Source organism: Streptomyces chilikensis, assembly GCF_001642695.1.
Taxonomy (GTDB): Bacteria; Actinomycetota; Actinomycetes; order Streptomycetales; family Streptomycetaceae; genus Streptomyces; species Streptomyces chilikensis.
Window position 1 is genome coordinate 1 of record NZ_LWCC02000193.1, and the last position, 22,584, is coordinate 22,584.

General features: G+C 67.9%; 16 protein-coding genes and 3 pseudogenes. 16 read left to right on the forward strand and 3 right to left on the reverse strand.

The window, feature by feature from the left end; genetic code table 11:
• Positions 1–76: 76 nt before the first annotated feature.
• The 14 genes and pseudogenes from A2U95_RS31750 to A2U95_RS31805 all read left to right on the forward strand — a co-directional run.
• A pseudogene (locus tag A2U95_RS31750) lies at positions 77–685 on the forward strand (low temperature requirement protein A); the annotation flags it as partial.
• Positions 686–709: 24 nt separating this feature from the next.
• Positions 710–920: pseudogene (locus A2U95_RS33285) on the forward strand (P1 family peptidase); the annotation flags it as partial.
• 331 nt (positions 921–1,251) lie between these two features.
• Entirely contained in the window at positions 1,252–4,011 is a 2,760-nt protein-coding gene (locus tag A2U95_RS31755) for an ATP-binding protein (protein WP_240958547.1), read from the forward strand.
• Between the two features lie 160 nt (positions 4,012–4,171).
• Complete coding sequence (locus A2U95_RS31760; RefSeq protein WP_166029466.1) at positions 4,172–4,996, forward strand: alpha/beta fold hydrolase; 825 nt, start codon at positions 4,172–4,174, stop codon at positions 4,994–4,996.
• A gap of 67 nt (positions 4,997–5,063) precedes the next feature.
• Positions 5,064–5,387, forward strand: a complete 324-nt coding sequence (locus A2U95_RS31765; protein WP_166029468.1) for a putative quinol monooxygenase — start codon at positions 5,064–5,066, stop codon at positions 5,385–5,387.
• Positions 5,388–5,633: 246 nt separating this feature from the next.
• Positions 5,634–6,497, forward strand: coding sequence for an IS3 family transposase (locus A2U95_RS31770; protein ID WP_240958549.1), 864 nt, complete (start codon positions 5,634–5,636; stop codon positions 6,495–6,497).
• Positions 6,458–6,688 (forward strand): transposase, encoded by a 231-nt coding sequence (locus A2U95_RS33290; protein WP_240958551.1) that lies wholly within the window; start codon positions 6,458–6,460, stop codon positions 6,686–6,688. Before A2U95_RS31770 ends, A2U95_RS33290 begins: the two co-directional genes overlap by 40 nt.
• Before the next feature lie 152 nt (positions 6,689–6,840).
• A complete protein-coding gene (locus tag A2U95_RS31775; protein WP_206283141.1) occupies positions 6,841–7,260 on the forward strand; it encodes a hypothetical protein in 420 nt (139 codons plus the stop codon).
• Entirely contained in the window at positions 7,250–7,906 is a 657-nt protein-coding gene (locus tag A2U95_RS31780) for a hypothetical protein (protein ID WP_166029472.1), read from the forward strand. The genes A2U95_RS31775 and A2U95_RS31780 overlap by 11 nt, the downstream gene beginning before the upstream one ends.
• Before the next feature lie 2 nt (positions 7,907–7,908).
• Positions 7,909–12,636, forward strand: coding sequence for a putative T7SS-secreted protein (locus A2U95_RS31785; protein WP_166029474.1), 4,728 nt, complete (start codon positions 7,909–7,911; stop codon positions 12,634–12,636).
• Positions 12,624–13,073, forward strand: a complete 450-nt coding sequence (locus A2U95_RS31790; protein WP_166029476.1) for a hypothetical protein — start codon at positions 12,624–12,626, stop codon at positions 13,071–13,073. The genes A2U95_RS31785 and A2U95_RS31790 overlap by 13 nt, the downstream gene beginning before the upstream one ends.
• A 52-nt stretch (positions 13,074–13,125) precedes the next feature.
• Positions 13,126–13,407 carry a hypothetical protein gene (locus A2U95_RS31795; protein WP_166029478.1) on the forward strand — a complete coding sequence of 94 codons (282 nt, stop codon included), beginning with the start codon at positions 13,126–13,128 and terminating at the stop codon, positions 13,405–13,407.
• 291 nt (positions 13,408–13,698) lie between these two features.
• A pseudogene (locus A2U95_RS31800) lies at positions 13,699–14,597 on the forward strand (integrase); the annotation flags it as partial.
• 69 nt (positions 14,598–14,666) lie between these two features.
• Positions 14,667–15,752, forward strand: a complete 1,086-nt coding sequence (locus A2U95_RS31805) for an integrase core domain-containing protein (RefSeq protein WP_166029490.1) — start codon at positions 14,667–14,669, stop codon at positions 15,750–15,752.
• 1,270 nt (positions 15,753–17,022) lie between these two features.
• Here the strand turns inward: A2U95_RS31805 and A2U95_RS31810 are convergent.
• The 3 genes from A2U95_RS31810 to A2U95_RS31820 are packed head-to-tail and all read right to left on the reverse strand — an operon-like array spanning position 17,023 to position 20,449.
• Positions 17,023–17,955 (reverse strand): hypothetical protein, encoded by a 933-nt coding sequence (locus tag A2U95_RS31810; protein ID WP_166029480.1) that lies wholly within the window; start codon positions 17,953–17,955, stop codon positions 17,023–17,025.
• Positions 17,952–19,121 carry a restriction endonuclease subunit S domain-containing protein gene (locus tag A2U95_RS31815; RefSeq protein ID WP_166029482.1) on the reverse strand — a complete coding sequence of 390 codons (1,170 nt, stop codon included), beginning with the start codon at positions 19,119–19,121 and terminating at the stop codon, positions 17,952–17,954. The genes A2U95_RS31810 and A2U95_RS31815 overlap by 4 nt, the downstream gene beginning before the upstream one ends.
• On the reverse strand, positions 19,118–20,449 hold the full coding sequence (locus A2U95_RS31820) for an HsdM family class I SAM-dependent methyltransferase (protein ID WP_166029484.1): 1,332 nt from the start codon (positions 20,447–20,449) through the stop codon (positions 19,118–19,120). The genes A2U95_RS31815 and A2U95_RS31820 overlap by 4 nt, the downstream gene beginning before the upstream one ends.
• A 211-nt stretch (positions 20,450–20,660) precedes the next feature.
• Here A2U95_RS31820 and A2U95_RS31825 point away from each other — a divergent pair, with 211 nt between their 5' ends.
• Complete coding sequence (locus A2U95_RS31825; protein ID WP_166029486.1) at positions 20,661–22,202, forward strand: hypothetical protein; 1,542 nt, start codon at positions 20,661–20,663, stop codon at positions 22,200–22,202.
• A 12-nt stretch (positions 22,203–22,214) separates the two neighbouring features.
• A complete protein-coding gene (locus A2U95_RS31830) occupies positions 22,215–22,406 on the forward strand; it encodes a pentapeptide repeat-containing protein (RefSeq protein WP_166029488.1) in 192 nt (63 codons plus the stop codon).
• The last annotated feature ends 178 nt before the right edge of the window (positions 22,407–22,584 follow it).

Below are 22,584 nucleotides of genomic sequence, written 5' to 3' on the forward strand. Positions count from 1 at the left end.
GGCGCTATCCGCTCCCACGCCGCATCCGTCAGCTCACCACGACCCACCACAAGATCAATTATCAGACAGGGCCTAGCACCCCCACCACATCGCCGAACGGTACGGGCTGCTCACGCTCATCGTGCTCGGCGAGACCATCGCGGCGGCCACCGTCGCCGTGAAGTCGGGGATCGACGAGCACGAGGCCCTGGGTGAGTTGCTGCCCATCGCCGCCGGCGGACTGCTGATCATCTTCGCCGCCTGGTGGGTCTACTTCGCGGTCCCCATCCACGGGCACCTCCGATCCAACCGGCAGTCCTTCCTCTGGGGCTACGGCCATTACCTGATCTTCGTCTCGGGTGCCGCGATCGGGGCCGGCCTGGAGGTGGCGGTGGAGCAGGCGGTGGGCAAGACGCACCTTTCGGCGCTGTCGGCGTCGGCAGCGGTGACGCTGCCGACAGCGCTGTTCCTACTCATGGTGTGGGCCCTGCACTCGCGCTTCTACAAGGTGGGGATCGCCCAGCAGTCGGTCCTGCCGGCCACGGCGCTGCTGGTGGTCGTCTGTACGTTCCTGGGTCACTGGGCGGTGCTCGCGGCGGGGCTGGTGGCGGCGCTGGCGGTGGCAGTCGGGGTGACGCTGACGGCGCTCGGGGCGAGCCCGCAGCACGGGACGGGCGAGGAAGACGTCGCGGTGCCGGTTCTGTGAGGGAACCGTCGCCGCCGCGGGAACCTGGCCGGCACGGCGTACGACGGCGCCCGCGCCGTGCGCCCGGTACACCTGCTCAATGACGGTGACACGTTGTTCACGCCGACGACGGGGACGCACCCGCTCGGCACCGCGAACCCGCTGACCCTGGACAACGTCCTCACGGCGGGGCGCGGACGCGGTGACCCACGCGACCGTACGCGCCGTGGGCACCGCCGAGTCGGCGCCCACGCCTGCTCGACGAACCGGGCACCGGCCTGCGCGGCGAGGCCCGGGGCGACTTTCTCCGGTACGCCTACGGCCATCTCTCTTTGCCGGGCGGGGGGACGCGACCGGCACGATGATCCACGTGGCCTTCGTGCTGTCGTTGCGGTGGGGCCACAGCGCCCGGCTGGTGTTCTGCATGATCTTCGTCCGGGAGCCGCGGGTGTCGGCGAAGCGGATGGCTTCAGGCTCCGTTTGCCGGTGGGTGCGACAATTGCTGGTCAAGTGCGCGGCTGGTGGTTCGACTGCCTCGCGAGGCATGGCGGGGGACACGGCGGATGTGGGCGAAGTCAAGGACAGGCATGGGCGTCGGCCCGACCGGACTGGTCGGCCGGGAGGGCGAGCTCGCCGAGCTCGCGGCGTTCCTGGACATGGCCGGGATGAACGGAGCCGCCCTGCTGCTCACCGGTGATCCGGGCGTGGGCAAGACGGCACTCCTGGACGCGGCCGCCGAGCTGGCGGTGGCGAAGGGAATGCGGGTCGTCCGCGGAAGCGGCGACGAGTACGAGACGGACATCAGCTTCGCGGGACTCCATCAGCTCGTCGGCTCGCTGCCGGACGAGCTCGGTCGTCTGCCGCATTCCACCCGGGAGGCCCTCGAGGTCGCCCTCGGTCTCGGCGCCGGCCCCGTGCCGCGCCGGATCGCCGTCCTCAACGCGGCACTGTCCCTGTTCGACGAGGCCGCGAAGGAGCGGCCGTTGCTCCTCGTGGTCGATGACCTTCATGCCGTCGACCCGGCGAGCCGGGCCGCGGTGGGTTTCGTCGCCAGAAGACTGGGCGGTCGCCGCATCGGGCTGCTCGGAGCACAGCGGGAGGAGTCCGACGAATCCTTCCGGTCCACCGGTCTGCCGGAGCTCGAGATCGCGCCGCTGGACGACGCGGACGCCCTGCGCCTGCTGTCCCGGCGCTTCGCCCACCTCCCCCGCCGGGTCCTTTCGACCTTGGCGCACGAGGCACAGGGAAACCCCCTGGCTCTGCTCGAGTTCGCCGGGTCCACCGGGGCGTCCGGCGGCCGACACGGCCAAGGGGCGGGGTGGGCGAGCGGCCAGGGACGGGACGTGCGCGCTCTGTACAGCGCCCGCGTCGGACGGCTACCGCACAGAACGCGCGAGGTACTGCTGCTCGCGGCTCTCGAGGGCTCCGGCGACATCGGCATCCTCGAGGCGGCCGGCGGGCCGGGCGGGCTCGACGGGCTCGCTCCCGCGGAACGCGACCACCTGGTCATCGTCGCGGAGAACGGCCGCACGGTGCGCTTCAGGCACCCGCTGGTCAGGTCCGCGGTGGTCGACGGTTCCACCGGCGAGCAGCGGCGCACCGCCCACCGCCGGCTGGCCGACGCGCTGGGCGACCAGCCCGAGCGGCGCGGTGACCACCTCGCGAGAGCCACGACGGCGCCCGACGAGGCGGTCGCCACCGCCGTGGAGTCGGCGGCCCGCAGCAGCCTGCGACGCGGTGACGCCGACGGCGCGATCGCGAGGCTGCGGCGCGCGGCCGAGCTGAGCCCCGACCGGGCAGTCCGCAGACGCCGCCTGTCGCAGGCCGCCTACGTCGCCGCCTGGGTCGCGGGTCATCTGGAGGTCAGCCACGAGATCATGCGTGAGGTCGAGGGCGATCCGGCGGCCCGGTCGCTCTCGGCGGCCGCGACGGCCGGCTTCCTCGTGCTCGTCACGGAAGGGGACGCCGACACCGCCCACGCGCTGCTGACGGAGGCGATCGAGCAGGCGCCGATGTCGCCCGGTCCGCCGTCCGGCGAGCTGGAGACCGCGCTCTTCACCCTCACGCTCGCCAGCCAGTACTCGGGCCGGCCCGAACCCTGGCAGCCTCTGTCCAAGGTCCTCGCACAGCTTCCCGCGGCGTCGCCCGCCGCCGCGGCGTCCCTGGGGCGCGTCCACCACGACCTCGGCTCCATCACCGACGGCATGCTGCGCCGCCTGGACGAGGAGATCGCGCGACTGAGGGACCAGAGCAACGCCGACGTGGTCATCCGCACCGCCCTGACCGCCTCCTACCTCGACCGGCTTCCGGGCTGTCGCGAGGCCGTGTCCCGAGTCATACGCGACGGCGGCGCGGTGGGGTCGAGCATGCCGGCCCTGATGTTCGTCGCCCTGGACGACCTCTACACCGGCCGGTGGCAGCCGTCGGCCGACGCCGCGGACGAACTCATCGCACTGTCCGAGGAGACGGGATACCACTTGTTCGCCCAGGTGGGGCACTACATCGCCGCGATGGCCGCGGCCCAGCGCGGCGACCTCGACGCGTGCCGCCGCCACTGCGAGGCCGTCTGGGAGTGGTCAGGGCCCAGGGGACTGCGGCGGCTGGAGAACTGCGCCCACCAAGCGGCGGCCCGGGCGGCCCTCGGCGCCGCCGACTTCGAGACAGCCTTCCGGCACGCCACAGCGATCTGCGCCCCGGGTGTGCTGCCGCCGTTCAACCCCGAGGCCGTGTGGTCCGCGCCGGACCTCGTCGAGGCCGCCGTGCGCACCGGGCGGCACGCGGAGGCGCGACGGCACGCGGACGCGCTGCGCGACGCCGGTGTCGGCCACCTCTCGTCGCGGCTCGCGCTGAGCGCGGCCACGGTCACGGCGATGACATCGGCTGCCGAGGACACGGTCCGGTGCTTCGAGGAGGCACTCGCACTGCCGGGCGTCGAGCAGTGGCCCTTCGAGGTCGGCCATGCTCATCTGGCGTACGGCGAAGCGCTTCGCCGACAAGGACTCAACCGTGACGCCCGGGTGCAGCTGGCCGCCGCCCGCGACCGCTTCGAGGAACTCGGGGCCCGTTCGTGGGAAGCCCGGGCCGCCGCGGAGCTCCGCGCCACCGGCATGACGCGGACCGGCCGGGGCAAGGCCGGTGAGGCCCTCACCCCGCAGGAGCTGGAGGTCGCCAGGCTGGCGGCGACGGGGCTGTCGAACCCGCAGATCGCGTCGCGTCTGTTCCTTTCGCCGCGGACCGTGTCGTCGCATCTCTACCATGTGTTCCCGAAGCTGGGGATCACGTCGCGGGCCGAGCTCCGCGACGCACTGGAGGCGCTGCCTCCCGAGCCTTCGGTCACCCGGCTGTGAGAGCTACCGGTCGGGTCCCGGCACTGCCCCGGTACTGGCCCAAGCGAGCCGTCGGCCGGATGTCAGTCAGCTGACGGAGGCTGTCGGCACGGCCGCCGGGCCATTCTCGTGGAGACATCGAAACCGCCCGGCACCCGGGCGAGACCACGAGGAGCAGACCATGCCGTTCGTCACCGCCGGCGACGGAACCGAAATCTTCTACAAGGACTGGGGCTCGGGCCGGCCGGTCATGTTCCACCACGGCTGGCCGCTGAGCTCGGACGACTGGGACGCCCAGCTGCTGTTCCTCGTCCAGCACGGCTACCGTGTCGTCGCCCACGACCGCCGCGGGCACGGGCGCTCCGCCCAGGTCGGCCACGGGCACGACATGGACCACTACGCGGCGGACGCCGCCGCCGTGGTGGCGCACCTCGGCCTGCGCGACGTCGTCCACGTCGGCCACTCCACCGGTGGTGGAGAGGTCGCCCGGTACGTCGCCCGGCACGGTGCCGGGCGGGTCGCCAAGGCCGTCCTCATCGGAGCGGTCCCGCCACTCATGGTCCAGACCGAATCGAACCCGGGAGGGCTGCCGGTCGAGGTCTTCGACGGCTTCCGCGAGGCCGTGGCCACCAACCGCCCCCAGTTCTACCTCGACCTCGCCTCCGGGCCGTTCTACGGGTTCAACCGCCCGGGCGCGGACATCTCCCAGGGCGTCATCCAGAACTGGTGGCGCCAGGGAATGACCGGCAGCGCCCAGGCGCACCACGAGGGGATCAAGGCGTTCTCGGAGACCGACTTCACCGACGACCTCCGGGCGATCGACGTGCCCACGCTCATCATGCACGGCGACGACGACCAGATCGTCCCGATCGCCAACTCCGCCGAGACGGCGGTCACGTTGGTCAAGAACGCGCGCCTGAAGGTCTACCCGGGGCTGTCGCACGGCATGTGCACCGTGAACGCCGACACCGTCAACGCCGACCTCCTCGACTTCATCGAGAGCTGACACCGGCCCGGTGCCGACACACAGCCCGTCAGCACGGAACACCGCACGGAACAGGGAAGGAATCACCATGACCGCAACACCCACCAGCTACGTGACCGTCGTGTGGGACGCGAAGGCCAAGGCGGGCAGGGAGGCCGACCTCAAGGCGTTCATCACCGCCGCCGTCACCCCCTCGCGCAACGACCCCGGCAACATCGACTACGAGGCCCACGAAGTCGAGGGCCGACCCGGCGAATTCGTCATCTACGAACGCTGGGAGACCCGCGCCCACCTCGACGCCCACCTCGCCGCGCCCCGCATGCGGGAACTCGTCCCGCAGATGCTCGAACTGATCGACGGATCCATCGAGGACGGCATCCGCCTGCTGCGCCCGTTCCGCCCCGCCCACTAGCACCGGACGCCCGCCGGCATCGACGCCGGCGGGCCGCACCACCGCGGGGTGAGTTGCCCGCCAACGATACGCTCGTGGGTCGCGCAAGGACTTCTGAACATGGGGCGCTGACAGCTCGGCACCGTGGTCTGCTGGTGCACCCGATGGCCGAGCACCCCGTAGTGTTTCAAAACTCCTTCACCAAGGCTGACCTCGAGCAATGAGCGCGTCCAGCGTCCGGCATGATCGGGTCCTGTGCTCGTACGCATGGTCTACCTGCTTGCCACCCGTGTCCTCGCGTGGCTGGCCCTGATGTGCCGGTCCTCGGCCGCGAAGAACGCGGAGATACTGATCCTTCGGCACGAGGTCGCGCTGCTGCGCCGACAGGTCACGGTCCCGAAGCCGACCTGGCCGGAACGGGCCCTTCTCTCCGCACTCGCCCGACTGCTGCCTCAGGTACTGCGCGGCCATCGCATCGTCTCCCCGCGCACCCTACTCGCCTGGCACAAACGCCTGGTCAGGAAGAAGTGGACGCAGCCGGTCATGCCGGGGCGCCCGCCCATCTCCGAGGAGCTCCGAAACCTCATCATCCGGCTCGGAGGTGAGAACCCGAGCTGGGGCGCACACCGCATCCATGGCGAGCTGCGCCGCCTCGGGCACAAGGTCAGCGCCGCGACTGTCCACCGGATTCTGCGCGAAGCCGGCCTCGGCCCCGCACCACGCCGCCATCCAACGCGCCGCGAATGGCACCAGTTCCTCAAGTCCCAGGCAAGCGGCCTGCTGGCGACAGACTTCTTCCACCCCGACACCATCGGCCTACAACGCCTGTACGCCTTGTTCGTCATGGAAGTCCGCACCCGAACCGTGCACATCCTCGGCGTCACGCCCCACCCCACCGCCGCCTGGACCACCCAGCAGGCCCGCCAGCTCATGTGGCACCTCGGTGACCGGGCGGAGCGCTTCACCTACCTGATCCGGGGCAGAGACACCAAGTTCACGGCCGCCTTCGACGCCATCTTCGCCGACGAAGGCATCGCCGTGACCAAGACCCCGCCGCGCAGCCCCAACTGCAACCCGCACGCCGAAGGTTCGTGCGCTCCGTACGCCAGGAGTGCGCCAACCGGCTGCTGATCCATGGCCGCGGCCACGCCGAGAAGCTGTTGCGCGAATATGCCCGGCACTTCAACGAACATCGGCCCCACCAAGGCCGCGGCCAGCTCGCACCGCTCGACGACCCCAACGTCATACCTCTACCCACGCCCCGGATCCAGCGCAAACAGACCGTCGGCGGCCTCATCAACGAGTACCGCCAGGCAGGCTGACCACTCGATAAAGCTCCTGGTCAAGCCATGTGAAGCTGTTTTGAAGCAATACGCTGGATCGAGGCAACTCTGGCCGTATGAACGAACCGTCTCTTCCGAACATGCGTCCTGTTCTACGGTGCCGGTAGTGACCCGGAGACATGGGAGGGGCCGTGGAGTCGGCAAGGACGGCGCTCGCCGAACGGATCGCCGAGCAGCGGGCGGGAGTCGGTGATCCGCGGGCGTTGGTCGGTGAGATGCGGCGGTCGGTTCTTCTGATGCCGTCGGACGGCGGTGGTGGGCTGTGGTCCGCGCATTCGGGTGGTGTGCGGTGGGTCTGTGCGTTCACGGACGAGGCGGCGCTGGCGCGTTTTGCGCTGCTGCACGGTCCGGGTGACCGGCCGGTGGACTACGCGGCGCTGCTGGGCGCGCGGATCGTGGACGAGATCGTGCCGGGTCTGGGTGAGCCGGCCGGTCTGGCGGTCGACATCGCGACGGAGGACGGGGCGATGTTCTTCCCGCCGGTGACCGGCGTCGTCCCGGACGCGGCAGCCGTGGACGCCGAGATGGAGGGGACCGGTCGTGGGCGGTGACGGGATGGACCTCAACTTCGACCAGGCGTCGGTCGCCAAGTTCACACAGGGCGTCGGCGCCACCATCGACCAGCTCGGGGACTTGGGCGGTGCCACCGGCTCGGTGATGGGCAAGGGCTTCTCGGAGCTGGCGATGACCGGCATGGAGGCAGGTCACCACGGCCTGTCGGTCGATTTCGAGGACTTCTGCGAACGGTGGGAGTGGGGCGTGCGGGCGTTGGTGAGCGACGCGAGCGCGCTGGCGAACCGTCTCGGTCTGGCGGCGGGCACCCAGTGGGAACACGACCAGTACGTCGAGGGCACCCTCAAGGTGGGCGTCAACGCCCTGGCGGGCGGCAATCCGCACGCCACCGAGGAGGAGATCACCCAGCAGGACTGGGGCGAGGTCTTCAAGCCCGACTACCTGGACCCGGACTGGAGCAAGGAGTCGTTCGAGCAGGCCGGCCAGGACATCCAGCAGACCTGGAAGGACACCGGCCGCACCGTCCTCACCGAGGGACAGGTCGGCGACCTGACGTCGAGGATCGACGACGCGGCCGGTGTCACGCCGGAACTGCGTGAACAGGCACTGGACAACGTCTTCGGGCCGTCACCGGAGGAACGCGCCCGGCAACAGCAGCAGAGCGGTGACGGCGGGGGTAACTGAGCATGGGTATCGGCGACTTCATCAGCGACATCACGCCGGACTCGATGGAGAACGCGGTCGAGGACGGCGTCGAGTGGGTAGGCGACAAGGTCGAGGGCGCGGGCAACTGGACCGCCGACCGGCTCGACGACGTCGGCTGGGAGTCCGGCGCTGACTGGGTGCGCGAGCAATCGCGTTCGGTGGCGAACCGGATGGGTGCCGAGGTCGACGAGATGGACCTCGGGCAGACAGAGGACAAGACCAAGCTCATCTACGGCAGCGCGGAGAAGATTCGCTCCACCGCCGAGAAACTCCGCGGCTTCCAGAGCGCCTTCGACAACGCCGGCGAAGGACTCAGAGGCCTGGACTCCTCACAGTTGAAGGGTGAGGCGGCCGAGGCGCTGCGCAAGGCGGTCAGCACCCAGCCGCCGAAGTGGTTCACCGGCGCCGATGCCTGCGAGAAGGCCGCCGCCGCGCTGGAGGCGTTCGCCGGGACGGTCACCTGGGCGCAGGGGCAGGCGCAGACCGCGATCGACAAGTGGAAGGAAGGCGTCAAGGCATCCGAGGAGGCCGCGGACGCCCACCGCAAGAAGATCGACGACTTCAACGCGGCCGTCGACCGCCACAACGCCGACCCCGACAAGTACCCGGCCGGCAGCCTGCCGCCGCGTCCCTCGCCGACGTTCACCGACCCGGGCAAGAAGCTGATGCAGGACGCGCAGGACATCCTCGCCGACGCCCGCAAGCAGCGGAACACCGCCGCCGAAACCGCCCGCAGCGCGGTGCGCGCCGCCCGCGACACGGCCCCGGAGAAGCCGACCTACGCCGAACAGGCGCTCAGTGGTCTGCAGGAGATGCAGATCATGGGCGACCACGTCGGCGGCGGCATCATCAAGGGCACCGCCGGGCTGCTCAACTTCGTCCGCGGCGTCAACCCGCTCGACCCGTACAACATCACCCACCCCGCCGAATACACCACCAACCTCAACAACCTCGCCGCCGGTCTCGTCCTCGCCGCCAACGACCCCGTAGGCACCGGCAAGCAAATGGTCAGCGACTTCATGAAGGACCCCGCGGAAGGCTTCGGCCGGTTGATACCCGACCTGGCACTCACCGCGGCCACCGGCGGCGGAGGCGCCGCCGTCAAGGGCATTCGGGTAGCCGACGAATTGGCCGACGCTGCCGCCGCAGGACGGCATGCCGATCCCCCGTCCGTGCGGCCCCGCGACCCGGACGGGCCCGCTTGCCGCCCGGCCGACAGCACCCCATGCGTGGGTGAGCCGATTGATGTGGCCACCGGCGCGATGCTGATGACCCAGACGGACGTGACCCTGCCTGCCGATGGGCTGCCATTGGTCTTCCGTCGCACCCACCTGTCCTCGTTTCGAGCTGGTCTGCTTTTCGGCCCTACGTGGATGTCCACGCTCGACGAATGCCTTCAGGTCGACGACGAGGGTGTCGTCCTGGCCGCAGCCGACGGCATGCGCCTGACATTTCCCGTTCCCAGTGCCGGAGCTCCCACCACACCGATCGGTGGTGAACGCTGGTCTCTGGCGTGGGACGGTCACCCTGACGGCATCATGACCGTCACTGATCCCGTCTCGGGCATCGTGCGGACCTTCGGTGGCCCCGGCGTGCCCGCCCCTGGTGTCGGCGCGCTCCGGCTTCCGCTTCGGGAGATGTCGGACCGTAACGGGGGCACTGTCACCGTTGACCGGGACGACCGAGGCATGCCGACCGCGCTGTGCCACTCGGGCGGCTACTGGCTGGCTGTCGACCGCCACGAACATCTGATCACCGCACTGCGGCTGCTGGACGCGCCGCCCTCACCGTACGACCGGCACAAACCCGATGCAGCTCCCGGCACCGTCGTCGTCCGTTACGGCTACGACCTGCGAGGTCGCCTGGTCGAGGTGGTGAACTCCTCCGGGAAGCCGCTGCGCTTCGCCTACGACGACGAAGACCGCATCGACTCCTGGACCGATCGTAATGGCACCACCTTCACCTACGTCTATGACGATGAGGGCCGGGTGACCCGCACCGAGGGCAGCGACGGCTTCCAGTCCGGAACGCTCACCTACGACAACGACAGCCGTGTCACCACCTACACGAACTCGCTCGGCCGTACGTCCGTCCACCGGTACGACGAGCGCGGCCATGTCATCGAGGAGACCGACCCACTCGGCAACGTCACCCGCACCGTCCGGGACCGGCTTGGCCGCGCCGTAGAGGTCACCGACCCTCTGGGCCGCACCACCTCCTACACCTTTGACGATGTCGGCCGTATGACCGGCATCAACATGCCGGACGGTTCCTCGGCCCGGTCCGTACTCAACGAACTCGGCCTGCCCTTGGAAGTGGAGGAGCCCAACGGAGGCGTATGGCGCCACACGTTCGACGACCGCGGAAACCTGCTCAGCACCATCGACCCTCTGGGAGCCTGCACCCGATACACGTATGACGATACGGGCAGGCTCCGATCCGTCGTCGACGCCCTCGGCGGCGCCCGTCACGTCACCCCGAACGCCGCCGGGCTCCCGGTGGCCGTCACCGACGAACGGGGACGCACTACGACGGTGCGCCGCGATACCTTCGGCCGCCCCGTCGAAATCACCGACCCGCTGGGCCGCACCACCCGTCTGGGCTGGACAGTGGAAGGGCTTCCCGCCTGGCGGCAGAATCCTGACGGAGCACGTGAAACCTGGGTCTGGGACGGCGAGGGAAACCCGCTCAGCCACACCGACCTGAACGGCGCGACAACCCGGCACACCTTCACTCATTTCGATACGCCCACCACCCGCGTGTCCCCCGACGGATCGACCACGGCATTTGTCCACGACACCGAACTGCGCCTTGCTCGCGTCACCGACCCACGCGGTCTGACGTGGTCCTATGACTACGACCCAGCCGGCCGGCTGGTCTCCGAGACCGACTTCAACGGCCGCACCGTGCGCTACGTCCACGACGCGGCGGGTTCCCTGGTCTCCCGCACCAACGGTGCGGGCCAGACGGTGCACTACATCCGCGACACGATGGGCCGGGTGGTCACCCGCCACGCGGCGGACGGCACTGAGCTGACCCGGTACACGTATGACGCCGCCGGACGGCTCGTTCGTGCGTCCGAGGGTCACAGCGAGGTCGTCCTCAGCTACGACGAGCTCGGCCGCATCCTGAGTGAGTCGGTCGATGGCCGGACCACCAGCTACGCCTACGATGCCTTGGGGCGGCGCACCAAACGGGTCACTCCCTCCGGCCTGACCACCTGGTGGCTCTACGACGAGACTGGCCGACCGGTGGAACTGCGCTCCGAAGCGGGAACGCTCACCTTCGCCTACGACGAAGCCGGACAGGAGGTGACGCGTCGACTCGACTCCGAGATCGCCCTCAGCCAAAGCTGGGACGAGGCGGGCAGGCTGACCAGCCAGACCCTAAATCACACACCGGCCGATGCGAGCCGCCAGCTGCTCCAGCACCGTTCGTACCGGTACCGCCCCGACGACCGGCTGACCGAAATCCGCGACCTCACCTCCGGAACCCGGCGGTTCGGTCTGGACCCCGGAGGCCGGCCCATCAGTGTCCAGGCCGCCGGATGGGCCGAGAGCTACGCCTACGATGCTTCGGGAAGCCTCACCGAGGCCTCCGCACCGGGACACGCCTCGCCCGGGAGTCGCGTCCTCGAAGGCACCCTTCTGCGGCGGGCGGGGCGCACATCGTACGAGTACGACGGACAGTGCCGGCTCGTCGCACGTGTCCGCCGACTACTCAACGGACAGCGAAGGCAGTGGCGCTACTCCTGGGACGAGGACGACCGGCTCACGGAGGTCGTGTCCCCGGACGGGGCCGTGTGGCGGTACTCCTACGACGCGCTGGGCCGCCGCACCGCCAAGTACCGGGTCGACGAGAAGGCTTCCGGGGACGAGCGGGTGGTCTTTGCCTGGGACGGGACCGTCCTCGCCGAACAAAGAACCGAGGACGGCGAGGTCACCACCTGGGAGTACGAACCGGGCACCCATCGCCCTCTGGCCCAGCTGAACCACCGGCCGCTGGTCCGCGAGCCCGGCCGCTCCGCGCTCAGTCAACTCGACGGCAGTACAGACGGGCCTCCGCTCCTGCATGCCGTGATCACCGACCCGCTCGGCACTCCTACGGAGCTGGTGTCCCCTGCGGGTGAACTGGTGTGGCAGATGCGCACCACCCTGTGGGGAGCCGCCGTACCCTCCTTCTCCGACACCGTCGAGTGTCCGCTTCGTTTCCCCGGCCAGTACGCCGACGAGGAGAGCGGCCTCCATCACAACTACTTCCGTCTCTACGACCCCGAGACCGGGCATTACACCGCGCCGGACCCGCTCGGCCTGGCGGCGGGACCCAACCCGCATCGATATGTGCTCGACCCGCTCACCTGGGCTGACCCGTACGGCCTGGCACCGTGCCGGACCCGGCCCCGGCTCGAGACGGGCAACCTGAAGGAGGGCTGGGAGCACATCGAGGCTCGACACATCACCGGGACCCACCCCAGCACCAAGCACTCGGACATGCTGCCGCCCACCACCACACGGGAGCAGGTCGAGCGCGCCGCTCGCGAACTCGTCGACGGTGGTATGCGCGTGAGCGACCCCGAGAAGCGCATCCAGACCTACGAGCGACACCTCACGGTCAACGGCATGCACGCGACCTTCCGGGTGTCGGTGGACTCGCACGACGGGAACCGCGTGATCACCTTCCACCCTGTGGGAAAGTCGTGGACACCATGATGACCTTCCAATTCTCTGTCCGGCCCTACCCGGGTGAACCGATCGGCGGCCTCGACTACGGCGACATCGTCTGCAGCGGCGACCTGGGGACCGCCGCATCCAACGGCGATCCAGACATGGGCATGATGATCTTCTTCTCTCTGCAGGAACTGCTGGACGGCGTGCGTGAGTTCATTGGCTCTCGCCGCCTACGGTTCGACTTCCACGCCTCCGACTCCCGTTTCCGCCTAACCTTCCTGAGGACCAGGGGAGGGGGATACGAGGTCACCGGCCCAACAGGGAAAGTGGGCACGACGGACGAAGAGGAACTGATTCGCTCCCTGCGTGACGCCGCTGAGCGAATCGCCGAACTTTTCACCCCCGAGAGCGGCTACACCGAGGACTACCTGACTTCCCTTTCCCGCTTTCAGGCCTTCGCCGACAGCATCGCCAAGTAGGAGAGGATCTCGACGAGTCGAAGCGTTCCGGATTGAGTGGCACGGAGCGACCATGGAGAAGGAGAACGTGAGCGAGCGGCTACCGCTGTCCCGAACGATGGCGGACTGGGTGGATTGGGACCAGGCCGCCTACCTCCTGAGCGTGAGTCTGGGGGCGCTCTCCCCAGACGTCCCGTTCTCGAAGAGCAAGAGCCTTTTCTGGACGGACGGACCCGTCTCGCGTGGCCTCCATGCCGCTCTCCTCACACTCGTCGAGGCGAGCCTCATCGAATCCCGTGACGACGATGAGCAGTTCCGCTGGGCCGCCCCGTCGTTCCTGAATGACTTTCCGTGACCTGTAGGGCTCGTGCAGTCATCACCGCAGGTCGGGACGTAGAGCGTTCTCGGCTGGAACCATGTCCGCCGTGATCCTTTCGATGCTCCCGTAGTGCTTCGGAACTCCTTCACCGGGTCTGATCTCCGTCCCCGATGGGGTGCCCGCCGCGTTCATGGGGAGGTGCGCCTGTCCTTGCCGAAAACGCCGTCCGCCCGGGTGGGAGACGATGGCTCGCCTCCGGGGAGCTTCGGTCGATGCTGACGCCAGGGCGCTTGCGCTGAAGCTGAGCAGAGCGACAACGTAACCCTCATGCTGCCACGACTGGCCTACTTCGACATGAGCAATGCGTTGGCGCTGCTACGCCTCCTGCCAAAGAGCGAACGGGACAAGGACATCGAGATCCTGGCCCTGCGGCGTCAGATCACGGTGCTGGAGCGGCAGCTGAGCGAGGCCCGGCCGCAATTCGGCGTGGCCGACCGGGCGTTCCTGGCGGCGCTGCTTCACCGGCTCCCGATGGGTCGACTGCGCCGACTTCGGCTCCTGGTGCGCCCCGAGACAGTAGTGCGCTGGCATCGTGACCTGGTCGCCCGGAAACACGCCGCACGGTCTCGATCCAGGCGCCCTGGCCGGCCGCGGACCGTGCACTCCATACGCGCTCTTGTGCTCCGTCTCGCACGCGAGAACAGCAACTGGGGCTACCGACGCATACACGGCGAGCTACTCACCCTGGGCATCAAGGTCGCCGCATCCACCGTGTGGGAGATCCTGAAGCAAGCCGGGATCGAGCCGTCACCCGAACGTCGTTCCAGTACGTGGGCCGGCTTCCTGCGCTCCCAGGCCAATGCCTGCTGGCCTGCGACTTCTTCGAAACGGTCACCCTGTCCGGAGCGCGGCTGTGTGTGTTCGCGGTGATCGAGCACGGGAGCCGTCGGGTCCGTGTCCTGGGAGCCACTATGCACCCCACCGGGCGCTGGATGGCGCAAGTCGCGAGGAATCTCGTCATGGACCTCGAGGACGCAGGCTGCCAGGCTCGCTTCATGATCCGGGACCGGGACGGCAAGTTCCCCGAGTTGTTCGACGCCATCCTGAAGGACGCAGGGATCGAGGTCGTGCTCAGCGGCATTCGGATACCGAGAATGGACTCAATCATGGAACGCTGGGTGCAAACCTGCCGACGCGAACTGCTGGACCGCACCATCATCTGGAACCTGTGGGGCTCGTAAAGTCATCGCCGCAGGTCGGGGCATAGAGCATTCTCGGCTGGGACCATGTCCGCCGTGATCCTTTCGATGCTCTGCAAGGTGACCCGCGGGCTGCTGTCCGTCCCCGGAGTGCTGCTCCGACGCAACACCGCCAAGGACGCAGAGTTGCTCGTGCTCCGCCACGAGAATGCAGTACTGCGCCGTCAGATCACCGGCCCAGTCCGCTACGAGTTCGCAGACCGGTTCTGGCTGGCTGCACTCTCCAGCCTGATACCCCGACGCCGCTGGCGCGAGATCTTCCCGGTCACGCCCGGGACCCTACTGGCGTGGCACCGCAGATTCATCGCCGCAAAGTGGGACTACAGCGGCCGGCGCGCCCGCACGGGACGACCTCCCACCGAGGCAGCACTCAAGAAGCTGATCCTCCAGCTCGCTCGCGAGAACGCACAGTGGGGTCACCGCCGGATCCAGGGTGAACTCGCCCGACTCGGGCACCCCATCGCCGCCTCCACCGTATGGGAAATCCTCCACGCGGCCGGCATCGATCCAGCCCCGCGCCGCACCGGCCCGAGGTGGAGAGAGTTCCTCACCAACCAGGCCCAAGGCATCATCGCCGTCGACTTCTTTCACCTCGACACCGCCCTCGGACACAGGCTGTACGCAATGGCGTTCATCGAACACGACACCCGACGCCTGCACATCACCGGCGTCACCGCCAACCCCACCCGCGACTGGGCGGTACAACAGGCCCGGAACCTCGCCGCCGACCTGGGCACGCGCATGGAGTCCCTGCGCTTCCTGCTACGTGACCGCGACGGCAAGTACGGCCAGTCCTTCGATGCCGTCTTCGAAGCCGAGGAGATCGCGGTCCTCAAGAGTGCGCCGCGGGCCCCTCGGACGAACGCCCACTGCGAACGGGTGATCGGCACCATACGACGCGAGGCCCTCGACCATGTCCTCATCATGAACGAGACCCACGCCCAGCACGTCCTGGCCGCCTACGAGCAGCACTACAACGAGCACCGCCCCCACCGGGCCCACAACCAACTACCGCCAGACGCAGACCAACAACCCGTCACCGTACACAAACCCGAAGGCCGCACACTCCGACGCACCCGAATCCTCGGCGGCGTCATCAACGAGTACCGATACGCGGCTTGACCTGCAGCGACGACTTTCCGAGCCCCACAGGGTCCAGAAGCCGCTCACGGAGAAAGAGATCATCGAGATCGCGAAGAACCTCGGAGACGTCGCACAACGGCTACAGGGCGCAGAATCCAAGGCCAAAGCAGCGCTATACCAAGCCCTGGGCATCACTGTCCGCTACGAAAACGCGACGAGGACCGCGACCGTCAGGTCGAGGCCCTCGCATGCGTATCGTTGGAGTGTGTGTCCGAGGGGTGAGTCGCCCGCCAACGATACGCTCGTGGTCGCACAAGGACAGCTCGTTCTGTAGCTGACTACGGCGTCTCGTGATCACCCGAACGTGGTTTCCTTCCCAGCAGCCCGCATGCAAAGCTGACGAGCCGTCGCTGGCCTTATCAACGAGTACCGGCGGACAGTCTGACCGCTCACAGAAGTCGCAGGTCGATGCCAGTGAAGCCGTTTTGAAGCACTACGGGGCCCGGCTGAAGCGGCACGCCTCCTGGTCCATAGGCGCCCACCGCTCCATGGCGTCGGCCGCGGCCTCGTACTTCGCCGGCGTGCGGTTGGCGACCTATACCTGATCCGGGATCACGACGCGCGTTATCCGGCAGCGTTCGACGCCGTGTTCGCCGACAGGGCATCGAGGTCACGCCAACCGGAGTGAGGATGCCTCGCTTGAACGCGCTCATGGAGCGGTGGATCCGATCCTGCAGGAGCGAACTCCTCGACAGCACGCTCATCTTTAACCGCGCCCACCTCGTGCACGACTTGCGCAGCGTGTAAGAGGACTACTGCAACCAGCACCGCCCCCACCGGGTCACAGCCGCCGCTCCCCTACGCCCACTCCCGGAACCACTCGAGCCCGACGTACTCCCGTCCACCTCGACATCCGCAGACGCAACCGTCTCGGCGGCATGCTCCACGAGTACCAAAACGCAGCGTGACCTGGATGGACGTGGTTCTCGGCACCTACAAGGCCACGAGTGCACCAACCGGCTGCTGATCTACGGCCGCGGACACACCGAGAAACTGCTGCGCGAGTACGCCGGCACTTCAACGACCATCGGCCCCACCAAGGCCGCGGCCAGCTCGCACCGCTCGACGACCCTAACATCATACCTCTACCCACGCCCCGGATCCAGCGCAAACAGGCCGTCGGCGGCCTCATCAACGAGTACCGTCGGCAGGCTGACCACTCGATAAAACTCCTGGTCAAGCCATGCGAAGTGGTCTTGAAGCAGTACCGGGACGGCCGAGTGTCTCATGCTGCCGCCGAATCCGCCTTCTATGTCCACCAGTCTGTGGATATCTCCCGGACGAGATACTCCCACGGATCGTTCCGGAGAGCCGGTGGTCGATCCTCCTCGTACAGCAGACGAGAGGCCTCCTGACAGACAAACTGCGTGAGGCCGCGCACGGTAACCCGCAGGTGCTCCCAGCCATGCGTGGCCGCGACAACATCTACGAACCGTTCGGAACGACCTGCGTCGTCCGTGATGTGCGACAAAGCGTTCCGGCGCCCGCCGAAGCGAGTGAAGTGGGTGTTGAACTGGGAGAACACCGGCTGGGAGAGCAAGGCCCTTGCTTCCGAGAGTAGTTCGAGGAGAGCACGGCCGCCGCTTCCCGCCTCCGGCTTCAGCGCCTCCGCGATTCCGTATCCCCGCCAGTAGGTGGAGGTCTGCATCATCTCGGGCCAGGGCTCCGTCATGTTCTCCAGGGTCAGGATGTGGTTGACGAGTCCCTGATACGCCGCGACGAGGTTCACGTCGTCGGGCAGGCTTGCCGGGGCTACGGGCCAGTCGGACGAAGAGGAACCTACGACCTGGCCGAGGGTCCACCCGTAAATGACTGGGTTGAGGACTGATGGAAGGCGCCCTTCGAGATCGGGGACCTCTCCGACCGCCCGCTTCTGGACGTGAGTCCTCAACGCCGAACTCAAGCTGCGGTCGTCGCCCGTGTTGCGAAGGCCGGCCAGTATCCATGTGGCCAGGAGGGCATGCTCAGGGCTCTCGAGAGTGATGTGCTCGACGCTTCCGGTACCGCTGAGATCCAGCTGCATCGCCCAGTACTCGTCGTAGGCGTCGGCAGCGGTACCGAGCCATGTCGGGGAGTACCCGATCTCGCTGAGCCTCACCTCGAGGTCGCCGTACCGCTGGTTGTCGGCGGCCAGCAACCGGTAGAGCTCGGCGTAGACCAGTGGGGAAAGCGTGCAGCTCATGCGGTCCATAGCACCCGCTCCAGCTGGTCCGCCAACGCCACGTCCGGCTCGACGTCGGCGTCGAACTCGAGGGCCTCAGCCGGGATCGGAATGCGCGAAAGGTCCGCCCATCGCAGGGACGGAATTATCGCCCTCATCAGGAACATACGCCGCTTGGCCCGTCCCTCACGCCCGTTCAGAAAGTGTGCCAGCGCCGGCCCGCGTGACCTGTCCCGCAGCCGGAGGACGAAGATGCCCGGATCTGCCACAGCCGGGCGTTGCGCAACAGTGGCGTAGGAGTACTCGCCGACGCGGGCGAGCAGGAGGTCGCCCGGATCGACGCGAGTTACGGGGGTGAAGTCGGCTGCCACCCATCGCCGGGGCGGCCGGCCGCCCAGAGCGCCCACGTCCAGGACTGGCAGCGTGCCCGGCAGTTCCGTTGGCACCTCGACGTGACGGGTCGAGCGGGACGGCTTCACCTCCTGCACGAAGGAGCCGAGCGGTTCACCATCCGTCAGAAGTTCGGGACGGGGAGTGGCCAGCATGACTTCCCAGTCGTACCCGCGCCGAAGGTCGGCCGTGGCCCACCACGTCGACTCCGACGGCTCCTCTTCGAGATGGGTGTGCGCCTCAATCGAGGCCAGCGCCTCGTCGAGCCGCATGATCTCCGCGAGGGGCGGCAGGGGCACGCCCATGTCCAGCAGATCCAAAGTCTTCACCGACGGCACCGTGATGCCTGTCGCAAGCGATGCTCGGCGGGCCCGTCCGGCCCGAGTGTTCAGCACGGCCCAGATCCACCGGGACAGCATCGGATCGACGGGTCGGAGGGCGGTGAACCGGGAGGAGAGGAGCGCGCCGTCCAGCCGGGAGTCGATGAAAATGGCCGGCCCGGACGGCGAGGGAGGCACGATGACATCGCCGAGTCGAAGACCGCGAGGACCGACAGTGAATGCCTTGCCCTGGTACTTGGTGCTCCGCCTCCGGACAGCCCCGGTCCGCGCCACAAGGCCGCCGGGCGTGATCACAGGAGAACCGGCGGTCGCGACGCTGCCAGCCCGGACGTTGGAGACGAGTGAGCGCAGCGGGACCAGGGGCGCCTCTGTGGGCCAGGCGACCTTGGGATCGACCAGGCGTCCCGTATCCCAGTCGGCCTGGCCGCGCAGATCGACCGTCAAGTGGCTGCTCATGGCCTTCCCGGTGTATGTGGCCGGTCGGCTTCTGGATCCACCCCTGAGTCGGCTCCCACATTGATGAACTCCAGGACCGCGTTCAGCGCGGGGCCGTCCGGGCCGAGCTGCGTCTCCCAGTCCTCACCGAGGTGGGCGACCATTGTCTCCCCGGGCTCGGCGCGGTCGATGACGATGACAAGGGAACGAACGCCGCTGCCGGTCATGGCTCCCGCAGGGAGGCCGATCAAGGCCGCCACGTGGAAGTTGTCGGCCAAATATCTCCTGTACGCGGCGTGCCGACGTTCGAAAGTGAACGACTGTGCGAGATGCAGGACGGCGCGTCCTCCGGGCTTCAGAGCCCGCACACACTTGTCGACCGCTGCGGCGTCGGCGCGGGTGGTCGTCGATCCGTCCAGGAGCAGGTGCCGGTCGTTCAGGGTGAGGCCGACAGGCGGCGCCGTGACGACGACGTCTGCCTCGGCAAAGTCCCTGAGGAAGGAGTCGCCCTTTTCGATTCTTACGTGCCTTGGCGCGTCCTGCCCAATGTCGGCCGCCAGTTCGGCGAGCTGCGCGTCGAACTCATAGCCGAGGAATTCTGCTGCGACCCCTCGCTCCGCCGCACGGTCCAGGGTCGCCCAGAGGAACGATCCAGTTCCGCAGAACGGATCCAGGACGGTGCCGACCAGTTGCTTCTCGACCAGCGCGGTGACGGCAGCGGCGAGCACCGGGGGCGAGCTGAACTCTCGGTATCTGCCACGAGAGGCAAATTCGGTCAGCGCATCCTGCTTCGCGCGCCAGAGCACGTCCGCCCGAACCGGCATGAACACACCGTCCGGCAGTTCGATCCCCGGCCCACGATCTCGGGGCGGCGTCAGAACGTCCCCAGAAGGAAAGTACCGGTCTGCGGAGACGCCTGAATTGCGCAGACGGTCCGCCTCGAACCACAGACGCTGCAACAAGAGGGAGGTGGCCAGCGACCGGTCGGTGACCAGCCCCCGCGAGCCGTGCTCGGGCCTGGTCGGGCCGTCGACCGGTTTCAGGACACGGAGACCACGGTCGGCCTTGAACCACTGCCCGTTGACCACCGCATAGTGCTCGAACGTGCCCAGCAGGTCCTGGCTTCCCTCCAGGGCGGGAAGCACCAGTTCGGGCTGCCTGAGCTTCTTGTTCTTGCACTCGACGACCGCCCACGGCACGAGCTCCCCGTCGGCGTTCGACGCCCACGCCAACACATCCGGCCGAGAGCCTGACAGGCCTTCGACCCGCGGCTGCACCTGCAGAACCGTGTAGCCGACGGCACGCAGCGCGGCACGAACCTCGGCGACATCGGACTTGTTGCTCGGCATGGCTTCCCCTCCCTCCTGGCCTATTCTGGATCAAGCCAAGCCGCACACTGTATCGCACTTGATCATGAATACCAAGAGCATCGCGGTGCACACCGCAGGGTTGGCCTTCGGACAGGCCGTATGTCCCGCAGATCGATGTCGCCTGCGAGTTCCGTGTTGATCTCCAGCCGCTTCCCGGCGGTACCTTGACCGCGCCGAGTACAGTCGCCCGGTGGACCATATCTCCCATCGTGCCGACTACCGCTACCGCGACCAGGACCCCAACTGCCCTCGATGCTGTCTGGACATACTGCGCGCTCGTCATCCTGTGGGCGAAGAATTTGCGACGGCACGCGGCCTTGAAGGGCTGGTCGACAAGCATGGCTCCTTGGTCGAGCAGCACCTGTTGCGGTTGACGATCGGCAGATGGGTCACCGCTGGTCGCACCTACCCGTCGCCCCCAGACCTGGTGGAGTGGATGGCTCGCCTCACAAGCCCCGCCCAAGTCGCCGAGGCCATGCCGGTGCCGGCTGCGGTAGCCGTAGGCGTCGCTGCGGGCCTTATCGAACTAAACCAGGATCTCGAAAACGGTCGGGCCGGCGAGGTGGTGCAGCGACTGGCGCCGCACACCGAACGTGCACTGGTGGATCTTTGGCGCGACCTGACGCTGCTCAGCGTGGAGCGCTATCCCGTGGAAGCTGCGGGGCTTCGAACCAGAGTGGAAAAGTCCGTGAGTCGCCGCCCCACACTATGGTCCAGGTCACTCCCATGGCTCTTCGCCCTTGCCCGCCACATGGACGGTCTCGATGTCTTCCTCACACTGGCCCTAGCCGAGCAGCACCGGTCAGTGCGAGCGGCTCTCAAGGCGAACGCACGAAGCGCGGTACCAGAAGTCCGACGGCGGGCCGAGGGAATCCAGGCCATCTCCGACGGCAGCGGCCCCATCGAGCAGAAGCTGATCGACGCGCTGGGCGGCTCCATAGACGCTCGACGCCATGTCTTCCCGAGACCCCTCGACGCTCCGTCGTCAACATGGCTCGCCAGCACCGGCCTGGAAGATCTGATACGCGGAGCGGTGGCGGGCGCAGTCAAGGACTTCATGGGCTTTGTGTCCCAGTCCGGTGCGCAGGACGAGGAAGCGCTGACTGCCCGCCTGCTGGAGAAACTCGGGCAACGGTTCGCCGCCGGATCAAGGGCAGAGCAGTGGACCGATCACGACTCTCCAGAGGTAGCGCTAGCGAGTCGGCAGGAGACCAAGAACGCAGAGAAGGCGACCGGAGCGGACATCGGCATCGTCCTCGAGGTCACGGTCCCGGATCGGCTGACCACGAGGATCGGGGACCTGGTCCAGGTCAAGAAGGCCAACGCCCTTATTCCCAGCGCCTCATCTGGCGATTCCTGGAAGATCAACCGCCTGCAGCTCGACACCCTGCTAGAGGTCAGCTCAACGGCGACTTACTGGCTCATCCCCAGCAGCGGCAATGTCTACGTCGTACCAGCGAAATATCTGGCTGCTGTTGGTGCTGCCCGCTCCAGTCGCGCTCCCCTGTTTACCGTCGGGCACAGCGATGTACGCCATGCCGCCGTAAGCCTGGAGCACTACCTGACCGACCTGACGACAGGCATGTGGCTGGGAGGTACCAGCGCCTCGACGCTCTCAGCTGCCGCAGGTGAGAACCCGGCGAACCGTCCCGAGTTCTTCCTCAATCTCAAAGTCACGCTTCCCCGCTTCCTCGAGGATGCTCGGAGTGGTCCGCAGTGGATTGGTAGGTGAGCCGCGCGCGGCATGGGCGTAGCGCGTCGGGACTCCTTCACCAGGACCGGCCTCAAGGAGCAGCCCGTCGAGCGTCCGGCATTGTCGGCGGACCTGAGCGACGCGAACCTGGGCGCCGCGAATCTAACCCTGGCGGACCTGAGCAGTGCGCACCTGTCCGGTGCGGACCTGCGCGGCGCGAAACAGAAAGGCACGGTGCGGTAGGCCGTCATCTCGGTGCGCACGTCGACGCGGGGCCAGCTGCTGCTCGTGATCGCTCATGCGGCCAGTCGGCTACGGGGAACCTCTGGACAGAGGTCGGCGTCCGCTAGGACCTGTCTGACAAATGATCTTGTCCGGGCTCACGGAGCCAGAGGATGAGTGCTGCGAGGTGGAGTCCGGC